The sequence below is a fragment of the Mesorhizobium huakuii genome (genome assembly GCF_014189455.1).
GTDB lineage: Bacteria > Pseudomonadota > Alphaproteobacteria > Rhizobiales > Rhizobiaceae > Mesorhizobium > Mesorhizobium huakuii_A.
On record NZ_CP050296.1, the window covers coordinates 6,866,611 to 6,884,195 of the forward strand.

The window sequence follows — 17,585 nt, forward strand, 5'->3', positions numbered from 1 at the left end:
TTACTTCACCAGCAGCGGCAGGTCTTTCAGGAACGCCGCCCGCGTCTTGAGGCCTTTTGGCACGTCGGTGCGGGTGGCATCGACAACCAGGCGCGCAAAGACGATCTGCTGGCCGTCCTTCTTTGCCCAGCCAACGAACCAGCCGAGCGAACGCTTGTCCTTGATCTTGTCGGCATCGTTGGCCAGCCTGGTGCTGCCGGTCTTGCCCTGCACCGTCCAGCCACCAGCCTGGAATGTCGGGATGATCGCTGACGTCATGTCGTAGGCCTTGGCCGAGACCGGCAGCTTGCGGGCAAGCAGCTTGCGCAGGAAATCAACCTGCTCGACCGGCGTGATCTTGAGCGAGGAATTCACCCAGGAATGGGTCAGGCCATCATTCTTGCCGGGATTGCCGGAAACGTCGTTGTTGCCGTAGTCGAGTTTCGAGACATAGCCGGCAAAGTTTTCTGCCCCGAGCCGGCGCGTAATCTCGCGGGAATACCAGAGAATCGAATCACGTTCCCAGATCACCGGATCGACGGTCTTCTGATCCCGTTTCACCGCATTGAATTCGGGCTTGTAATCCCAGCTCGGCGTGTGCTCGTCGCTCAGGATCCCGGCATCATAGCCGATCAGCGAAAGCGGCACCTTGAACGTCGAGGCCGGGCTGAAGCGCTGGTCGCAGGTGCCGTCCTGGTAGAGTGTCTTGCCGGTTGCTGCATCGGCGATCAGCGTGCACTGGACATCCCCAAGCGGCGCCGATTGCGCGCGCATCGGGAACCCCAGCAGCCAGGCGAGCAGGAAAAGGACTCCAGCCAGGATAAAGGGAAGACGGTCGATGTTACGCATTGATGCTCGCTCCAGAAAAGGGTGTTCGCGAGCGGGCTTAGCGAGGTCTCTTGTCTCGATTTTGTCTCAAATGCGCAGTCTTTGTGCAGGCTTGTGTTAACCCTACCGGATCGTAAACATGCGCTGCCGCCCGAGGCGTGGCCGGTGCAATCATGCCTTCGTTTCGGCGTGCTTGCGGCCGATCCGCCAGTACCGCCACGGCATGAACCAGACATAACGGTCCGCCAGCACTTCCGGCACCAAATCGATGCCATGCGTGCCGAACGGCCCGCAGCGCAGAACCCGGAAAAATCCCATCCAGCCGCCGGCCCACAGGCCATGGCGGGCGATCGCCTCATGCGCATATTCCGAACAGGTCGGAAAATGCCTGCAGGAATTGCCGACAAAGCCGGACAGCGTCAGCTGGTAGAGGCGCACAAGCGAGGTGCCGAGGAGCCGGCCGGGCGTCTTGCGCCACGGGCCGGGCCAGTTGCGGCCGCGCCCTGGCGGTCTGGCAGTTTGGGCATGCCCATGCGGGTCGTGCACCGCAGTCTCCGTATCGCGTTCTTCCTCGCGATAGATGTGAGCTTCGTCGGGAGAACGCAATCCCTCCGCCCTTATCCGCCGTGTTGCCACGGGCGGGAGCGGCGAAACGGCTGCCTGTCGACAGGAGGCGCCCAGCGGCCGGTGCCGGCCGGCTCCTCGCTGCGCTTTGCATGGTGCCTGTCGTCGCGCCATTGGAACGTTGCGATCCGCATGACATCACCGAAGATGCTTAGCAACTGGATCATGATCGGTCTCCTTTGACGCGATTAGACCGCCGCTGGCCTTGGCCTTCAAACGAGTATAATTTCCACTTCGGATAACCCTGGATTATGCGAAATGAAGCGCGGACGCCTGCCGTTGACGGCATTGAGGAGTTTCGAGGCGGCCGGCCGGCACCTGAGTTTCAGCAAGGCCGCCGAGGAGCTGTTCGTCTCGCAGGCGGCGATCAGCCGGCAGATAAGGGAATTGGAAACGCTGACCGGCAAGCCGCTGTTCGAGCGGCTTCACCGCCGAGTCGAACTGACGGAAACAGGGCAAAATCTCCTCGATCAGTTGACCACCAGCTTTGACGACATCGACCGTCGGCTGTCGGAAATCGTCAGCAAGCCGGCTCAGAGTCCGTTGCGGGTCAGCGTCGAGCCGTCCTTTGCGGGCGAATTTCTGATACAGCGGCTCAATTCGTTCCAGCAACGCCATCCCGAGATCGACATTTCAGTCGACGCGGACTCCCGGCTCATAGAGTTTCGTGGACACGAAGCAGAAATCGCGATTCGATACGGAGCGCATGCCCGGTCCTGGCCACGCACGGAAGCGCGGCATTTGGTCGACGTGCTGGTGACGCCGGTCCTGGCATCGGGATTGCTCGCCTCGGGCGCGCCCCTGACATCACCGGCCGACCTGCGGCACTACACCTTGCTCCATGACTACAATCGCGATGGCTGGGCGAGCTGGTTTCAGGCAATGGGCCTTCCGGAGCTCGCCCTCCAGAGAGGACCGCTTTACACGGACGCCGCGCTTGCCATGCAGGCCGCGAAACTCGGGCACGGCGTCGCTTTGGGCGACCGCATCCTGAACGGTGCTGATCTTCGAGCCGGTCTCTTGGTCCGGCCATTCGAAATGGAAGTCCCCTATGGCGCGTATTGGCTTGTCGCCCCTGACTTCCAGCGTCTTAGCCGACAGGCCGAGATTTTTGTGGACTGGCTTGTCGAAGAGCTTCGCGCCGGACCACCGGCCGCCCAAGTCTAAGCCGCTTCTTCGGCGCGCTTCTTTTCGATCTGGCCGATCGCGTCGACCACCGCGTCGAAGGTCAGCATGGTCGAGGCATGGCGTGCCTTGTAGTCGCGCACCGGCTCCAGATACTTCAGGTCGGCGAAGCGCCCCTCGGGCGGTGCGCCATTTTCCTTCAGCATCTTCAACATGGTGTCGCGCACCGTGCGCAATTCCTCGGCACTCGCACCGACGACGTGCTGCGCCATGATCGAGGACGACGCCTGGCCGAGCGCGCATGCCTTCACGTCATGGGCGAAGTCCGTGACCACTCCGTCCGCCATCTTGAGATCGACGGTAACGGTCGAGCCGCAAAGCTTGGAATGCGCCTTGGCGGTCGCGTCAGGATGATCGAGCCGGCCGATGCGGGCGATGTTTCCGGCAAAGCCGAGAATTTTCGCGTTATAGACGTCGTTGATCATTATTTTCCAATCCGTCGCCGCCAAGCGAACAGCGATTGCCGCTGTTGCGTCTTCCTTTCGCTCGCTACGACCTTATATAATGCTGGCAGTCCGGTAACGACAAGGCGATGAGCGCCGCTGTCCTGGCCGGGAAGTTCACGCCGCTTACGGGGCTGGAAACGGGGCGAGTTTCCGACACCGAAAGGTCGTGGTCCGTTCAACTCGTTCCTCCTTGGAGAGGAACTACGGGAGACGCCTTTTATGGATGCCGTCATCAAGAAATTCATGCCCCAGTCCGCCTACATGGAAAAGCCGGTCACCGACCGGCCGAGCGAAGCCGAAGTCGAGGCCGCCGTGCGCACGTTGCTGCGCTGGACCGGCGACAATCCGGACCGCGAGGGGCTGATCGATACGCCCAAGCGCGTGGCCAAGGCTTACCGCGAAATGTTCGGCGGCTACGACATGTGCCCGGCCGAGGAACTCGGCCGCACCTTCGAGGAGGTCGCCGGCTACGACGATCTCGTCATCGTTAGGGATATTCAGTTCCATTCGCATTGCGAGCACCACATGGTGCCGATCATCGGCAAGGCGCATGTCGGCTACCTGCCGGATGGCAAGGTCGTCGGCCTGTCCAAGATCGCGCGCGTGGTCGATATCTTTGCCCATCGCCTGCAGACGCAGGAAGCGCTGACCGCGCAGATCGCCAGCGTCATCCAGGATGTGCTCAACCCTCGCGGCGTCGCCGTCATGATCGAGGCCGAGCATATGTGCATGGCCATGCGCGGCATCCGCAAGCAGGGTTCCACCACGCTCACCTCCACCTTCACCGGCGTCTTCAAGGATACGCCCGAGGAGCAGGTTCGTTTCGTCACCATGGTGCGCGGCGGGGCGTAAGCCCCTCACCGGCGTCACGGTCAACAGGAAAATAGACCGGCGATGTCGGCACTGGAATTTCCCAAAGCTACGTCAGACAAGAAGGCCCTGGAGGAAGGCGCGGTGTTTTCACCGCGCTTCGATGCGGCCGGCCTTGTCACGGTCGTCGTCACCGACGCCGAAGACGGCATCCTGCTGATGGTCGCGCATATGAATGCGCAGGCATTGGCGCTGACGCTGGAAACAGGCATCGCCCACTACTGGTCACGCTCGCGCAACGCGCTTTGGAAGAAGGGCGAAACCTCGGGCAATTTCCAGCACGTCGTCGAGATGCGCACCGACTGCGACCAGGACGCATTGTGGCTGCGCGTCAAAGTATTGGGCCACGACGCAACCTGTCACACCGGCCGGCGTTCATGCTTTTATCGGACGGTGGGCCTGGTCGACGGCAAGGGGACGCTTCTTGACGACGGCAGCAAGCCGCTGTTCGATGCGGAAAACACGTATCGAAAGCCGTCAGCTTGAACCTTCTACTTCACACCAACCACACAGATTCATCATTTCGATACGGCCCGTCCGTATATTAGCCTTGGGACAAGGGAGATCATGATGCTCGAGTGGGCGTCATTGCGGAACAGACCAGATGTCAGGGAGGCCAACGGCCTGACCTCTCACGGCGGCGCTTCCGATACGAAATCTCCCAAGAAAACAGGCATTTCGCTCGCTCTGGGCGGTGGTTGCGCCAGGGGCTGGGCTCATATCGGCGTGCTGCGCGCGCTCGATGAAGCCGGCATTGAAGTTTCGATGATCGCCGGCACCTCGATCGGCGCACTGGTCGGCGGCTGTTATCTCGCCGGCAAACTGGACGAGCTGGAAGAGTTCGCCCGCAGCCTGACCAAGCGGCGCATTTTCGGCCTGCTCGATCTCAATCTGCGCGGCAGCGGCCTGTTCGGCGGCATGAAGCTCGACGCCCGTCTGCGCGAACATGTGAACGGCATCCGTTTCGAGGACCTGCCAAAACCCTTTGTCAGCGTCGCATCGGAAATCCGTACTGGCCACGAGATCTGGCTGTCGAGCGGCTCGCTGATCACGGCCATGCGCGCGTCCTACGCATTGCCTGGCGTGTTCGAGCCGGTGAACTGCAACGGCCGCATGCTGGTCGACGGCGCGCTGGTCAATCCGGTGCCGGTATCGGTCTGCCGCGCCTACGAGCAGCCGCTCGTGGTGGCGGTCAACCTCCACTATGATCTGTTCGGCCGCGCTGCCGTGATAAAGCACAGCGCCGGCGAACTGGTTATCGAAAAAGACGCGCCGCGCGCCGGCCGTGTCGACGCCGAGCACCAGTCGCATCAGAGCCGCCTCGGCATCACCGGCGTCATGGTCGAGGCCTTCAACATCATCCAGGACCGCATCTCGCGCGCCAGGCTTGCCGGCGATCCGCCCGACATGTCGCTGCAGCCGAAACTCAGCCATATCGGCTTGACCGAGTTCCATCGCGCCGATGAGGCGATCCAGCTCGGCTACCAGGCGACGATGGCGCAGATCGGCGAACTGACCCGGCTGCAGACTGTTCTCGCCTAGTTACGCATCGGCCAACCAAGCTTTATAGATTCAGACGCAGCTACGCCCTTGCCGCGTCGACAATGCGGAATTGCACGGTGCGGTTGCCGTTCCAATGATTGCCCGACAGCGAGCCGGCGACATGCACGGTCTTGCCGCGGTTCTTGAACAGGAATTCGCCAAGCACCGTATCGACGGCACGAAAGGCGATCGCCTGGATGCGGCCGCCGCTGTCCGACTGCAATTCGCAGCGGATGTGGTTGGTGCCGACCGGCCGGGCGTCGGCCAGCCGGTGGCGCGGCAGCACGAAAACCGGCGCAACGTGGCCGGCGCCGAAGGGACCGGCCTTTTCCAGCGCATCGAGCAGGCTGAGCGTCGCGCCTTCGGCGGCAAGCGCGCCGTCGATCGCCAGGCTCTCCTCGTCCTGTAACCGAAACACGTCGGCAGCCGCTCGCTCCTCGAAGAACGCCCTGAGCTGACCCAGCCTGGCGCGTTCCACCGTGATGCCGGCCGCCATGCCATGGCCGCCGCCCTTGACGATCAGCCCGGCATCGGCGGCTTCGCGCACCAGCCGCCCGAGGTCGAAGCCCGACACCGAACGGCCCGAGCCGGTGCCGATGCCAATGGCGTTGAAAGCGATGGCGAAAGCCGGCCGGCGCGCATGATCCTTCAGCCTCGAGGCGAGCAGGCCGACAATGCCGGGATGCCAATTGTTGCTGGCGGTGACGACGATTGCCGGGCCGTTGCCGCCGGCGAGCTCGGCATCGGCCTCGGCACGCGCCGCGCCAGCATCTCCTGTTCCATCAGCTGCCGCTCCTGGTTCAGCCGGTCGAGCGTCTCGGCGATGGTCCGGGCCTCGACCGGATCGTCCGTCGCAAGCAGCCGGCTGCCGAGAGCGGCATCGCCGATGCGCCCGCCGGCGTTGATACGTGGACCGATCAGATAGGCGAGATGAAAGGTGCTAATCGGTTCGCCAATACGGGAAACCCGCGCCAACGCGGCCAGGCCTTCGTTCTTCTGTTGGCGCGCCATTTGCAGCCCTTTGACGACGAAAGCGCGATTGACGCCGGTGAGCGGCACCACATCGCAAACGGTAGCGAGAGCCACGAGATCGAGCAGCGAAAGCAGGTCGGGCGGCGCGGCATCGCTCAGGCCACGCAGGACTTTTGCGGTCTGCACCAAGGTGAGGAAGACAACACTGGCGGCACACAGATGGCCCTGCCCGGAAAGATCGTCGTCGCGGTTCGGATTGACGACGGCGATCGCCGCCGGCAAGGCGCCGCCGACCTGATGGTGGTCGAGCACCACGACATCGGCGCCGGCTTCATTGGCCGCATCGACCGACACGGCACTGTTGGTGCCGCAATCGACGGTGACGATCAGCGTTGCGCCGCGCGAGACCAGTTCGCGCATGGCATCTGGATTGGGGCCGTAACCCTCGAAGATACGGTCCGGAATATAGATTTCCGACGGTATGGAGAAATGCGCCAGGAACCGCTTCAGCAAGGCCGACGAGGCGGCGCCATCGACATCGTAGTCACCGAAGATCGCCACCTTTTCCCTCGCCATCACTGCCGCGGCGATGCGGGTGGCTGCCTTGTCCATGTCGGTCAGCGAGGCCGGATTGGGCAACAGGTCGCGGATCGTCGGATCGAGGAACCGCTCGGTCTCATCGGCGGTAACGCCGCGTCCGGCCAGCACGCGCGCGACGATGTCGGGCACGCCATGGCCTTGCGCGATGGCAAGCGCGACCATGTCCTGGCGTTCGGTCAGCCGGTGCTCCCAGGAGAGACCGGTCGCCGACTGCCTGACATCGAGGAAGAGGCGCCTGTCGCCCATCATGCGCTCTGCCAATCTATGGTTGGCAGCAGGATAGTGCATATCGCCCAAAATGTGTGCAGCGGTTTTGGGATAACGACACGCACAAGCAACAGGCTGAAGCGCCTCGCGAGAACGCGGTCCGCCTCAGGGCCAAAGGCGGGCAAAGCCAAACGGTTCGCGGCGGGTGGCGTCGCAGGAAAATTCAAGAAAAACTACGCTTTCCGCTTTTCAGCCTGGCGCCGGATCCATTCGTCGGCTGCATCCCCCATCGTCTTTTCCAGACCGTCCTTGAGCCAGGCCATGAAAGGCCGGTCGAACCTGAACGTATCGCCGCATTCGCGGGTGAAAAAGCGGCGCACATTCTGGGTGTTGCGATAGGATTTCGTGATGGGCGTGGCACGCGAAATCGGATCCGCGTGCCAGTCGAACGCATTCATCGTCAATCCTTGCGCGGCCAGGGTTCAGATGCAGCCATGGGCTAGCAACTGCGGTGCGGCTTCGCAAGCTGCTCTAGAACTTATCCAGATCCTGGTGCCGGGCCTTGATCTCGCGCACGGTGCGTGACGAGGAGCGCAGCACGATCGTGTGCGTGGTGATGTAGGTGCGGCCGAACTTGACGCCGGCCAGCATGTTGCCGTCGGTGACGCCGGTGGCAGCGAACAGCACGTCGCCGCGCGCCATGTCTTCCGCGTGATAGATCCGCTTCGGATCGGAAATCCCCATCTTCGCCGCGCGGGCCATCTTCTCGGGTGTGTCGAGGATCAGCCGGCCCTGCATCTGGCCGCCGGTGCAGCGCAGCGCAGCCGCAGCCAGCACGCCTTCCGGCGCGCCGCCGGTGCCGAGATAGATATCGATGCCGGTTTCTTCCGGGTCGGTGGTGTGGATGACGCCGGCGACGTCGCCGTCACCGATCAGCCGGATCGCCGCGCCCGTGGCGCGCACGGCATCGATCAGCTTGGCGTGGCGCGGCCGGTCGAGGATGCAAGTGGTGATATCGGACACCGCGACGCCCTTGGCCCGGGCCAGGCTCGCGATGTTCTCGGCCGGCGAGGCATCGATATTGATGACGCCTTCGGCATAGCCCGGCCCAATGGCGATCTTGTCCATGTACACGTCGGGCGCGAACAGCAGGCTGCCCTTCTCGGCGATGGCGATGACGGCAAGCGCGTTGGGCAGGTTCTTCGCGCAGATCGTCGTGCCTTCGAGCGGATCGAGCGCTATGTCGACCGCCGGACCTTTGCCGGTGCCGACCTCCTCGCCAATATAGAGCATCGGCGCCTCGTCGCGCTCGCCCTCGCCGATCACCACCGTGCCCTTGATGGCCAGGCAGTTGAGCTCCTGGCGCATGGCGTCGACCGCGACCTGGTCGGCAGCCTTCTCATCACCGCGGCCGCGCAGCCTGGCGGCCGCGACAGCGGCCCGTTCGGTGACGCGCACCAGTTCCATGGTGAGTATCCGGTCCAGGCCGGCGACAATGTTCTGGGCCACATTCATTTTCGGGAAATCCTCGTTCGCGTAGCGCCTCCCGCCGGAGGCGCGCCTGTTTTGTCAAACGAGCATGACAACGGCAAGACCTGCCGCAAGTTTTATCGAAAGGCCAGCAATATCAATCGATTGAACCGTATTCCCAACAAGATTGCGGCCCGGTCGCAAACGACCGGGCCGCCTTGAAGACGCCCAAACTGTTGGTCTCGCGATCTAGAAAACCGCAAGGTATTTGAGCAGCGAAATGATGCCGATGATGATGACGATAACCTGCACGATCTGTCGCATCCTGGCGTCGAGCGGCAGGCGCTGCACCAGATAGAGAACGAGAATGATGACGAGAAATGTGATCAGAATGCCGATCAACATGGATGAAGCCACGATGCCCTCCTAGAAATGATTTCCTAAAACGGGAGCCGGCAATGCCGACTCAAGACCGACGCTTTCAGTACCAGCGGCGCGATGTGTCGTTGTTCAACGACTGGCCGACGGCGATTCCGGCCAGAAAGCCGAGCAGGCCGATCACGCCGACCACGGCGGTTGTCGTGCCCGGATTTTCTCGCGCGACTTCCGAGACCGCCTGGGCCTGGCTGCGCAGCTGCTGTGCCGTGCGCGATGCGCGCGCCGCGCCGTTTCGTAAAAATCCGAAGCCTGCTCGCTGGCGTCATCGAGCATTTCCGCGCCCCGCGCCGAAATGCTCTTGTTGATCTTGGTGATTTCCTTGCGCAACTCGGCGATCTGCTTTTCCAGGGTTTTCTGGATATCGTCGATGCCTGGCGTGTCGGATTTGTTGGTATCGGCCATGAAGCGGCTCCCTTGGTTGCTGACCAAGAGAACGGTGCTGCAACGATTTCGTTCCGGTCTATTCGCGGCTGATCGCCAATCGGATCGACCGCAAGGCCGGCGGGGATTCTTCCCCGGAGACGGAGCTACCCTGCCCGCTCGATGCGGATGACCTGCGGCTTGTCGGTCAGATGGCCGTCCTTGGTGATGCCGTCGACGGCCTTGCGCACGGCAGCCTCGGTGGTCTCGTGCGTCACCAGGATCACTGTCTTCTGCGCCTCGGCCTCGCCATTGACCGCGTGCTGGACGATCGATTCCAGCGAAATATCGTTGTCGGCCATGCGCTTGGCGATCGCGGCAAAGACGCCGATGCGATCATGCACGGTCAGCCGAATGAAATAGCCTCCGGCATGGCTGCGCATCTGCGCTTTCTTGTAGGGCCTGAGCTCCTTCGCCGGCCGGCCGAAGACCGGGCCGTGCTGGAAACCGGGCCGGCTCTTGGCGATGTCGGCGACGTCGCCGATGACGGCCGAGGCGGTGGCGTTGCCGCCGGCGCCGGGACCGGAGAGCAACAGTTCGCCGAGGATGTCGGTCTCGATCGCCACCGCATTGGTGACGCCGTGCACCTGCGCGATGACGGAGGCCGTCGGCACCATGGTCGGGTGCACGCGCTGCTCGATGCCGCTTTCGGTGCGCTGGGCGACGCCGAGCAGCTTGATCCGGTAGCCGAGATCGCCGGCCGCGCGGATGTCGGCCTGGGTGATGTTGGAAATGCCTTCCATATAGATGTCGTTGGCGGCGATTTTGGTGCCGAAGGCAAGGCTGGTCAGGATCGACAGCTTGTGCGCGGTGTCATGGCCCTCGATATCGAAGGTCGGATCGGCCTCGGCGTAACCCAACCGTTGCGCGTCCTTCAGGCAGGCATCGAACGAGATGCCCTCGGCCTCCATGCGGGTCAGAATGTAGTTGCAGGTGCCGTTGAGGATGCCGAAGACGCGGGTGACCGAGTTGCCGGCCATCGCCTCGCGCATCGTCTTGATGACGGGAATGCCACCCGCCACCGCCGCCTCGTAGTTGAGCAGCACGCCCTTCTTCTCGGCGATCTCGGCCAGCGCCACGCCATGCTTGGCGAGCAGCGCCTTGTTGGCGGTGACGACATGGCGGCCGGCTTCGAGCGCCGCCTTCACCGACAGGCGCGCCGGCCCTTCATCGCCGCCAATCAGCTCGATGAAAACGTCGATATCGGCGGTCTGCGCCATCTTGACCGGATCGTCGAACCATTTCGCCGAACTGACATCGACGCCACGGTCGCGCTTCGGATCGCGCGCCGAAACCGCCGACACGACAATGTCGCGCCCGCATTGCCGGGTCAGTTCCGCTGCCTTGTCGCGCAGCACACGCGCCACCGATGCACCGACCGTGCCAAGTCCGGCAATTCCAACACGCAGAGCTTCAGCCATGGAAGGCGACGTCCCTCAAATCAGATCGAATTTTTGCTTACCGGTGGGCGGACAGCGGCACCACATTGTTGGGCTGCTTGGCGCTGCTCGACAGGAAGCGCTTGATGTTGCGCGCCGCCTGGCGGATCCGGTGCTCGTTTTCCACCAGCGCCACGCGCACGAAATCGTCGCCATGTTCGCCGAAGCCGACACCGGGCGCCACCGCCACATCGGCGTGCTCGATGAGCAGCTTGGAGAATTCGAGCGAGCCGAGATGCTTGAACGGTTCGGGGATCGGCGCCCAGGCGAACATCGAGGCGGCGGGTGCCGGAATGTTCCATCCGGCGCGCCCGAAGGAATCGACCATCACGTCGCGGCGCTTGTGATAGATGTCACGCACCTCGGCGATATCGGCGCCGTCACCGTTCAGCGCATGCGCCGCCGCCACCTGGATCGGGGTGAAGGCGCCGTAGTCGAGATAGGACTTCACCCGAGTCAGCGCCGAGATCAGCCGTTCGTTGCCGACGGCAAAGCCCATGCGCCAGCCGGGCATGGAGAAGGTCTTCGACATCGAGGTGAACTCGACGCAGACATCGATGGCACCCGGCACCTGCAGCACCGAAGGCGGCGGATTGCCGTCGAAATAAATCTCGGAATAGGCAAGGTCGGACAGGATGATGATGTCGTTCTTCTTGGCGAACGCCACCACGTCCTTGTAGAAATCGAGCGAAGCGACCAGCGCCGTCGGGTTCGACGGATAGTTGAGGATCAGCGCCAGCGGCTTCGGGATCGAGTGACGAACACCGCGCTCAAGCGCCGGGATGAAGCCATCATCAGGTTCGACCTGCAGCGAACGGATGACGCCGCCCGACATGATGAAGCCGAAAGCGTGGATCGGATAGGTCGGGTTTGGGCACAGGATGACATCGCCGGGCGCGGTGATCGCCTGCGCCATATTGGCGAAGCCTTCCTTCGAGCCGAGCGTGGCCACCACTTGCGTGTCGGGATTAAGCTTCACGCCGAAGCGGCGCTGGTAATAGGCGGCCTGGGCGCGGCGCAGGCCCGGAATGCCGCGCGACGAGGAATAACGATGCGTGCGCGGATCGCGCACCACTTCGCACAATTTGTCGACGATGGCCTTGGGCGTCGGCAGGTCCGGATTGCCCATGCCGAGGTCGATGATGTCGGCGCCACGCGAACGGGCGCTGGCCTTGAGCCGGTTGACCTGCTCGAACACGTAAGGCGGAAGCCGGCGAACCTTGTGAAACTCTTCCATGGCAGTTCCAGACAGCAAAAGGGGGTATTGGGCGCGCGCTATATACTCATTTGCAGGTAGGGTCGAGGGTGGGATCGCATTTGCCTTCGATCTGCTCCAGCGTCTGCGGGCCATGCTTCTTGGCCAGATCCGTCAGTGCCGCCTGATTGCCGGCAGCGCCACCACCACTTTTGGCGCCCTGCGCGTTCTTGGCGGCCTTGAGTTCGGCGAGCTTGGCCTTGCTCTCGTCCGCGGTGAACTGTTTGTTCGCCACTTGTGGCGGGATGTTGAGGTTCGGGAAGGTGCCGGTATCCTTCGGGCCTGCATTCTCGGCCATGGGCACCGGACCACTGGTATTCGTGCTCGAACACCCGGCAATCGCCAGGAGGACGATCGCCGCGCCGATGCGGAAAAAGCGTGCGGCAGCAAAAAAACAGTCCCGCCAAAATAAATCGTCATATTGTTTCCTTGGCAGCCGAGGTAGAGCGAGATTGGACCCTGTCGGATGTCCCATGTTAATATGTCAAGAAAACGCTTCGGGAGGAACCCCGCGAACCATGTCCAAAACACCCGATTCGGGCAAAGCGGAAGATGACGAGCCTTCGACCGTCGAGCAATATCTGGTGAAGGACCCGGAGCGCTTTGCGTTGAATATGGCGCGTATGATCGAGCAGGCCGGCAAGGCGGCGTCCGCCTGGGCCGAACCGCGCGAACGCGGCGAAGTGCGCGACCACGTCGCCGAGCCGGTCGTCGACATGGTTAAGACCTTCTCCAAGCTCAGCGAATACTGGCTTGCCGACCCGCAGCGCGCGCTCGAAGCGCAGACGCGGCTGTTCGCCGGCTACATGACCGTGTGGGCGAATGCCATCCAGCGCGTCAGTCCCAACGCGGAAGCACCCGACGACGCCGTCAAGCCGGAGCGCGGCGACAAGCGCTTCCAGGATCCGGAATGGGGCCGCAACGCCTTCTTCGATTTCCTCAAGCAGGCCTATCTCGTCACCTCACGCTGGGCGTCCGAACTGGTCGATCACGCCGAAGGTCTGGACGAGCACACTCGCCACAAGGCGAGTTTCTACGTCAAGCAGGTGTCCAACGCCATCTCGCCGTCGAATTTCATCCTGACCAACCCGGAACTGTTTCGCGAAACCGTCGCTTCCAACGGCGAGAACCTGGTGCGCGGCATGAAAATGCTGGCCGAGGACATCGCCGCCGGCAAGGGCGACCTGAAGCTGCGGCAGGCCGACTATTCGCCCTTCGAGATCGGCAGGAACATCGCCACCACGCCCGGCAAGGTGGTCGGCCGTAGCGATGTCGCCGAGATCATCCAGTATGATCCTGCGACCGAGACGGTACTGAAGCGCCCGCTGCTGATCTGCCCGCCATGGATCAACAAGTTCTACATACTCGACCTCAACCCGCAGAAATCCTTCATCCGCTGGGCGATCGAGCAAGGCCATACCGTCTTCGTCATCTCCTGGATCAATCCAGACGAGCGCCACGGCGCCAAGAGCTGGGAAGCCTATATCAGGGAAGGCCTGCAATACGGCCTCGACACGATCGAGAAGGCCACCGGCGAGCGGGACGTCAATGCCATCGGCTATTGCGTTGGCGGCACGCTGCTGGCGGCGGCCCTGGCCCTGATGGCCGCCGAGGGCGACGACCGCATCAAGTCGGCGACCTTCTTCACCACGCAGGTCGACTTCACCCATGCCGGCGACCTGAAAGTCTTCGTCGACGAGGAACAGGTCGCGGCGGTGGAAAAGTCGATGAACGAAAAGGGCTATCTCGACGGCACGAAGATGGCGACCGCCTTCAACATGCTGCGCTCAGGCGACCTGATCTGGCCCTATGTCGTCAACAACTACATGCGCGGCAAGGATCCCCTGCCCTTCGACCTGCTCTACTGGAACGCCGATTCGACCCGCATGGCGGCGGCCAACCACTCCTTCTACCTCCGCAACTGCTACCTCGATAATACGCTTTCGCAGGGCACGATGGAGCTCGCCGGCCACACCATCTCGCTGGGCGACATCACCATCCCGATCTACAACCTCGCCTCCCGGGAAGATCACATCGCGCCGGCGCTGTCCGTCTTCCTCGGCTCGAAATATTTCGGCGGCAAGGTCGATTATGTCATGGCAGGCTCCGGCCATATCGCCGGCGTCGTCAATCCGCCCGCATCCAACAAATACCAGTACTGGACCGGTGGCGCGCCGATCGGCGATTTTAACCAATGGATCGCCACGGCCACAGACCATCCGGGATCCTGGTGGCCGCACTGGCAAAGCTGGATAGAGGCCAAGGACAACACCCGCGTGCCTGCCCGCAAACCCGGCAAGCATATGAAAACCTTGGGCGATGCGCCCGGCACCTATGTGAAGGTGCGTGTGTAACGGACTGTAATGTGTGGTGAGTTGACGGCCCGGCAAAAGCGGGCGAAATGGTGTCGTCAACCATCAAGCAGCCGCAATTCGGCAATCATTGCAAAAATACTTCCAGGCTTGCGGATTTGACACAGGTCTCGTTTCCGGATCGGAGACAAAGGTCACCTCGACGCAGACATCCTAGGGCTGCGCCAAGGACATACCGACCGGACATCGAGGGGGAATTTGACTTTGAAATCAGCAGGATGGAGCCTCGCAAAGGGAGAACGCCGCGCCATCGTGGCAGCGCTCTGCTCCGTGCTCCTGGCCTCCTGCACATCGGCCGGCGACCCGACAATGTCAGTCGGAATGCCCGGCTACAACGCCTCCGCCTCGGACATCAATGCGGCCGCCACCGGCAAGCCCATCGCCACCGCCGATTCGACATCGCAGACGACAACAACGCAAACGACCGTGATGAGCGAAGGCGATAGGGCGCTGCCCGAAAAGGTCGCCTACGTGCCGATGGCCAAGCCGCAGGCCGCCTTTCCGCTGACAGTGCCGGCCGGCGCTGAAACGATCGTGGGACAAACGCCGCAGACCTTGCAGCAGCCCGCACAGACGGCGCAGCAGACCGACGCGGTCGCCCAGAAGATCGCCGCCGCCGACGCCGCGGTGACAACGCCAAAGCCGGCCGCAGCACCTGTGATGAACAATCCGGTCTATGTGACGGCGGGCGAGGCGCCGCAAGCCGAGGCGCCGAAGAAAAAAGGCTTCCTGGCCTCCATGTTTGGCGCCACGCCCGCTTCGGCCACAGCCGCTCCACTGATCAACACGCGCACAGGCGAACAGCCACCGGTGCAGGCCAAGCCCGCGCCGGCCGCACCGGCAAAGCCGATCATCACGCTGGCCTCGGCCGACGCCACGGCAAAACCGATACAGTTGGCTTCGACCGGTGACGACACCGGTCACATCACGGGCAGCGATGCCTTGCCCGGCGTGCGCCAGACGGCGCTGTTCGAGATCAAGCGCAAATCCGGCCTCGACGATGAAAGCGACGTCGACCTCAATGAGGACGAGGGTCCAATCGGCGGCTCCTATCAGGTCGCGTCCGCCGCCGGCATGGCCAGGCTCGCGCCCAACGGGCTGTTGAGGCAGAACGAAAGCGTCGACGTCGCCTGCCTGAAGCCGTCGCTGGTGCGCGTGCTGAAGACGATCGAAGGCCATTACGGCCGCAAGATGGTGGTCACCTCGGGCTATCGCGACCCGGCCCGCAACCGCCGCGCCAACGGCGCCAAGAATTCGCTGCACATGTACTGCGCCGCCGCCGACATCCAGGTGCCCGGCGTCTCCAAATGGGAGCTGGCGAACTACATCAGGACCATGCCTGGCGCGGCGGTGTCGGCACCTATTGCCACACCGAATCGGTCCACGTCGACGTCGGCCCCGAGCGCGACTGGAACTGGCGCTGCCGCCGGCGCAGCGGCGGTGGCGACGACGGCTAGCGGCACGATTTGACAGGCCGGAGCCTGTTGGCAGCCGAGGCCGTTCAGGCAATGTCGCTCCAGTGGAGCATCCCCAAACATTCGAGATTGGCCTAAGCGTCCCCAACTTCGTCATTCTAGGGCGGAGCAAGGAGCGAAGCGACGCAGCGCTGACCCTAGAATGACGAGGCGATAGGCGTTTCTGCTAATCGCCAAGCCGCGCGGCCGTGATGCCCAACCCCGGCGAAATCGCCAACCTGGCAGGTCCGCAAAAAGTTGTCCAAGGCGGCAACTGACGGGTTGCCGGTTGCGCACAACGTCAGTATAAGCCGCTTCGTCTGAGCGCGCCCATCGTCTAGCGGTTAGGACACCGCCCTTTCACGGCGGTAACAGGGGTTCGATTCCCCTTGGGCGTACCAGCAATTTCAAGCGTTTGAGAAAACCTCCCTGCCCTGTCCAATTTTTGGCCAATATCCCGTCGCGAATCCTGTCACTTGCAATTAGCCACGGCCCTGCGAGTATCGGGCAGATCCGCCCGATATCGGAAAAGCAAGAGGGGATAATGGACGAACCGCCCAAAGCTCCCGAGCCTGTTATCACTCAAGAAGCGTAGCGAATGTGGGCCTCCGTGCCCGCAGACGCGCCGTTGCAAGTGATTTTGCGGCGGTCAGATCTCGACAATCTATTTCTCTCGATACGTGAATGCATCATCGGCCAAAGCGACCTCTCCTCCTGTCTTCAGGCTCTTACCCACGGGGATACTGAAAGCGCTCAGAAGCACTTTGATGCCGCCTTGTTGCACCAGCGGAACGCGATCAGCCAGATCGACAATCTGGTGATGCACGCCATGACAACAGCAAAGCCGGTGCAAAATGGTTGAACCATACGCACGCCTCGTCCCCTCAAACGAGAATCACGAACTTGGCGCCCAAGCCTTTGAATCTGGCGATGGTGGCGGTACATATGATCCTGTGGAGCAGCGCGTTAAAGCCCTCGAAGATGCGATAATCGACATCAAGGTTACGCTCGCCCGCCTGGATGAGCGCGCTAATGCTCTGGCGACGAAAGAGGACGTGTCTGCCTTGGGCAAAGATATTTCCGGCTTGAGGGGCGAGATGAAGGGCACCTTGGGGTTTTGGCAGTTCTTAATAGTTTTTGGAGGTGTCCTGGCGCTCGTGCTTCGCTGGCCAGAACTCTTCCGTCTCGCTGGCATCAGCACTCCGTAGCTGGAAAAATGAAAAAGCCCGCCACCTGAAGGGCAGCGGGCGCTAGTTCGGGAGGCGTCACGAGCAACCCCATTTACTCGTGGATAGTCAAACGGTACGCCTCGCTTGGCTGGATAATAAGCTCGCTCCGGTTGAAGGCTCTGCATATTCAAGCTGCGTGACTTTTCTGCCACAAGATACAGGAAGCCCGCCACCGTGAGGCAGCGGGCTGGCGGTCACGTCTTCTCGCCGTTTGGATTTGGTACCGGTGCCTCTCGCACGTCTCGCGGTGGCGGA

General features: G+C 62.5%; 18 protein-coding genes, 1 tRNA gene and 2 pseudogenes. 10 read left to right on the forward strand and 11 right to left on the reverse strand.

Going from position 1 to position 17,585, the window contains the following annotated elements; translation table 11 throughout:
- The 3 genes from blaOXA to HB778_RS33595 all read right to left on the reverse strand — a co-directional run bounded on the left by blaOXA (position 1) and on the right by HB778_RS33595 (position 1,598).
- Positions 1-828 (reverse strand): class D beta-lactamase, encoded by an 828-nt coding sequence (gene blaOXA / locus HB778_RS33585; protein WP_183460112.1) that lies wholly within the window; start codon positions 826-828, stop codon positions 1-3.
- A gap of 150 nt (positions 829-978) precedes the next feature.
- Positions 979-1,353, reverse strand: a complete 375-nt coding sequence (gene yidD, locus HB778_RS33590) for a membrane protein insertion efficiency factor YidD (RefSeq protein WP_183465310.1) — start codon at positions 1,351-1,353, stop codon at positions 979-981.
- A gap of 71 nt (positions 1,354-1,424) precedes the next feature.
- Positions 1,425-1,598: a hypothetical protein gene (locus HB778_RS33595; protein ID WP_183460114.1), complete on the reverse strand. Its 174-nt coding sequence runs from the start codon at positions 1,596-1,598 to the stop codon at positions 1,425-1,427.
- Positions 1,599-1,689: 91 nt separating this feature from the next.
- On the opposite strand from HB778_RS33595, the gene HB778_RS33600 reads away from it, so the two are divergent.
- Positions 1,690-2,598 carry a LysR substrate-binding domain-containing protein gene (locus HB778_RS33600; protein ID WP_183460116.1) on the forward strand — a complete coding sequence of 303 codons (909 nt, stop codon included), beginning with the start codon at positions 1,690-1,692 and terminating at the stop codon, positions 2,596-2,598.
- Here HB778_RS33600 and HB778_RS33605 read toward each other — a convergent pair.
- Entirely contained in the window at positions 2,595-3,041 is a 447-nt protein-coding gene (locus HB778_RS33605) for an iron-sulfur cluster assembly scaffold protein (protein WP_095199970.1), read from the reverse strand. The genes HB778_RS33600 and HB778_RS33605 overlap by 4 nt on opposite strands.
- Positions 3,042-3,281: 240 nt before the next feature.
- Between HB778_RS33605 and folE the strand changes: the two genes are divergently transcribed.
- From folE to HB778_RS33620, 3 genes are all read left to right on the forward strand, one after another.
- Complete coding sequence (gene folE, locus HB778_RS33610) at positions 3,282-3,914, forward strand: GTP cyclohydrolase I FolE (RefSeq protein ID WP_183460118.1); 633 nt, start codon at positions 3,282-3,284, stop codon at positions 3,912-3,914.
- A 42-nt stretch (positions 3,915-3,956) separates the two neighbouring features.
- The gene (hisI, locus tag HB778_RS33615; RefSeq protein WP_183460120.1) at positions 3,957-4,418 is read left to right on the forward strand and encodes a phosphoribosyl-AMP cyclohydrolase; all 462 of its coding nucleotides are present in this window, start codon (positions 3,957-3,959) and stop codon (positions 4,416-4,418) included.
- 84 nt (positions 4,419-4,502) lie between these two features.
- Positions 4,503-5,474 (forward strand): patatin family protein, encoded by a 972-nt coding sequence (locus HB778_RS33620; RefSeq protein WP_183465311.1) that lies wholly within the window; start codon positions 4,503-4,505, stop codon positions 5,472-5,474.
- A 40-nt stretch (positions 5,475-5,514) separates the two neighbouring features.
- Here the strand turns inward: HB778_RS33620 and recJ are convergent.
- The 4 genes and pseudogenes from recJ to HB778_RS33640 all read right to left on the reverse strand — a co-directional run bounded on the left by recJ (position 5,515) and on the right by HB778_RS33640 (position 9,140).
- Positions 5,515-7,295, reverse strand: a pseudogene (gene recJ / locus HB778_RS33625) (single-stranded-DNA-specific exonuclease RecJ).
- Between the two features lie 191 nt (positions 7,296-7,486).
- On the reverse strand, positions 7,487-7,711 hold the full coding sequence (locus HB778_RS33630; RefSeq protein ID WP_183460122.1) for a DUF6434 domain-containing protein: 225 nt from the start codon (positions 7,709-7,711) through the stop codon (positions 7,487-7,489).
- Between the two features lie 73 nt (positions 7,712-7,784).
- Entirely contained in the window at positions 7,785-8,768 is a 984-nt protein-coding gene (glpX, locus tag HB778_RS33635) for a class II fructose-bisphosphatase (RefSeq protein WP_183460124.1), read from the reverse strand.
- Between the two features lie 204 nt (positions 8,769-8,972).
- Positions 8,973-9,140 carry a Thivi_2564 family membrane protein gene (locus HB778_RS33640; RefSeq protein ID WP_095199965.1) on the reverse strand — a complete coding sequence of 56 codons (168 nt, stop codon included), beginning with the start codon at positions 9,138-9,140 and terminating at the stop codon, positions 8,973-8,975.
- A gap of 234 nt (positions 9,141-9,374) precedes the next feature.
- Here HB778_RS33640 and HB778_RS43575 point away from each other — a divergent pair, with 234 nt between their 5' ends.
- Positions 9,375-9,635, forward strand: a complete 261-nt coding sequence (locus tag HB778_RS43575) for a hypothetical protein (RefSeq protein WP_432421223.1) — start codon at positions 9,375-9,377, stop codon at positions 9,633-9,635.
- A gap of 53 nt (positions 9,636-9,688) precedes the next feature.
- On the opposite strand, the gene HB778_RS33650 is transcribed toward HB778_RS43575, so the two are convergent.
- The 3 genes from HB778_RS33650 to HB778_RS33660 are packed head-to-tail and all read right to left on the reverse strand — an operon-like array spanning position 9,689 to position 12,750.
- Complete coding sequence (locus HB778_RS33650) at positions 9,689-11,002, reverse strand: homoserine dehydrogenase (protein WP_183460126.1); 1,314 nt, start codon at positions 11,000-11,002, stop codon at positions 9,689-9,691.
- Between the two features lie 37 nt (positions 11,003-11,039).
- Positions 11,040-12,257 (reverse strand): LL-diaminopimelate aminotransferase, encoded by a 1,218-nt coding sequence (locus HB778_RS33655; protein WP_183460128.1) that lies wholly within the window; start codon positions 12,255-12,257, stop codon positions 11,040-11,042.
- Between the two features lie 46 nt (positions 12,258-12,303).
- Positions 12,304-12,750: a hypothetical protein gene (locus HB778_RS33660; protein ID WP_244661730.1), complete on the reverse strand. Its 447-nt coding sequence runs from the start codon at positions 12,748-12,750 to the stop codon at positions 12,304-12,306.
- Positions 12,751-12,793: 43 nt separating this feature from the next.
- Here HB778_RS33660 and phaC point away from each other — a divergent pair, with 43 nt between their 5' ends.
- From phaC to HB778_RS33685, 5 genes and pseudogenes are all read left to right on the forward strand, one after another.
- The gene (gene phaC, locus HB778_RS33665) at positions 12,794-14,629 is read left to right on the forward strand and encodes a class I poly(R)-hydroxyalkanoic acid synthase (RefSeq protein ID WP_183460130.1); all 1,836 of its coding nucleotides are present in this window, start codon (positions 12,794-12,796) and stop codon (positions 14,627-14,629) included.
- Between the two features lie 216 nt (positions 14,630-14,845).
- Positions 14,846-16,104 (forward strand): annotated as a pseudogene (locus HB778_RS33670) (YcbK family protein).
- A 323-nt stretch (positions 16,105-16,427) separates the two neighbouring features.
- Positions 16,428-16,502: transfer RNA gene (locus tag HB778_RS33675), tRNA-Glu, on the forward strand.
- A 197-nt stretch (positions 16,503-16,699) separates the two neighbouring features.
- Complete coding sequence (locus tag HB778_RS33680; RefSeq protein ID WP_183460132.1) at positions 16,700-16,963, forward strand: hypothetical protein; 264 nt, start codon at positions 16,700-16,702, stop codon at positions 16,961-16,963.
- Positions 16,956-17,309, forward strand: a complete 354-nt coding sequence (locus HB778_RS33685; RefSeq protein ID WP_183460134.1) for a hypothetical protein — start codon at positions 16,956-16,958, stop codon at positions 17,307-17,309. The genes HB778_RS33680 and HB778_RS33685 overlap by 8 nt, the downstream gene beginning before the upstream one ends.
- Positions 17,310-17,585 lie beyond the last annotated feature (276 nt).

What these genes read in the sequence shown, in the direction of transcription:
- glpX (WP_183460124.1), bottom strand. Translation starts at nt 8,768, where the DNA reads ATGAATGTGGCCCAGAACATTGTCGCCGGCCTGGACCGGATACTCACC.
- hisI (WP_183460120.1), top strand. Translation starts at nt 3,957, where the DNA reads ATGTCGGCACTGGAATTTCCCAAAGCTACGTCAGACAAGAAGGCCCTG.
- HB778_RS33620 (WP_183465311.1), top strand. Translation starts at nt 4,503, where the DNA reads ATGCTCGAGTGGGCGTCATTGCGGAACAGACCAGATGTCAGGGAGGCC.
- HB778_RS33630 (WP_183460122.1), bottom strand. Translation starts at nt 7,711, where the DNA reads ATGAATGCGTTCGACTGGCACGCGGATCCGATTTCGCGTGCCACGCCC.
- phaC (WP_183460130.1), top strand. Translation starts at nt 12,794, where the DNA reads ATGTCCAAAACACCCGATTCGGGCAAAGCGGAAGATGACGAGCCTTCG.
- blaOXA (WP_183460112.1), bottom strand. Translation starts at nt 828, where the DNA reads ATGCGTAACATCGACCGTCTTCCCTTTATCCTGGCTGGAGTCCTTTTC.
- HB778_RS33605 (WP_095199970.1), bottom strand. Translation starts at nt 3,041, where the DNA reads ATGATCAACGACGTCTATAACGCGAAAATTCTCGGCTTTGCCGGAAAC.
- HB778_RS33655 (WP_183460128.1), bottom strand. Translation starts at nt 12,257, where the DNA reads ATGGAAGAGTTTCACAAGGTTCGCCGGCTTCCGCCTTACGTGTTCGAG.
- HB778_RS33685 (WP_183460134.1), top strand. Translation starts at nt 16,956, where the DNA reads ATGGTTGAACCATACGCACGCCTCGTCCCCTCAAACGAGAATCACGAA.
- folE (WP_183460118.1), top strand. Translation starts at nt 3,282, where the DNA reads ATGGATGCCGTCATCAAGAAATTCATGCCCCAGTCCGCCTACATGGAA.
- HB778_RS33650 (WP_183460126.1), bottom strand. Translation starts at nt 11,002, where the DNA reads ATGGCTGAAGCTCTGCGTGTTGGAATTGCCGGACTTGGCACGGTCGGT.
- HB778_RS33660 (WP_244661730.1), bottom strand. Translation starts at nt 12,750, where the DNA reads ATGGGACATCCGACAGGGTCCAATCTCGCTCTACCTCGGCTGCCAAGG.
- HB778_RS33595 (WP_183460114.1), bottom strand. Translation starts at nt 1,598, where the DNA reads ATGATCCAGTTGCTAAGCATCTTCGGTGATGTCATGCGGATCGCAACG.
- HB778_RS43575 (WP_432421223.1), top strand. Translation starts at nt 9,375, where the DNA reads ATGCGCGCGCCGCGCCGTTTCGTAAAAATCCGAAGCCTGCTCGCTGGC.
- HB778_RS33600 (WP_183460116.1), top strand. Translation starts at nt 1,690, where the DNA reads ATGAAGCGCGGACGCCTGCCGTTGACGGCATTGAGGAGTTTCGAGGCG.
- HB778_RS33680 (WP_183460132.1), top strand. Translation starts at nt 16,700, where the DNA reads ATGTGGGCCTCCGTGCCCGCAGACGCGCCGTTGCAAGTGATTTTGCGG.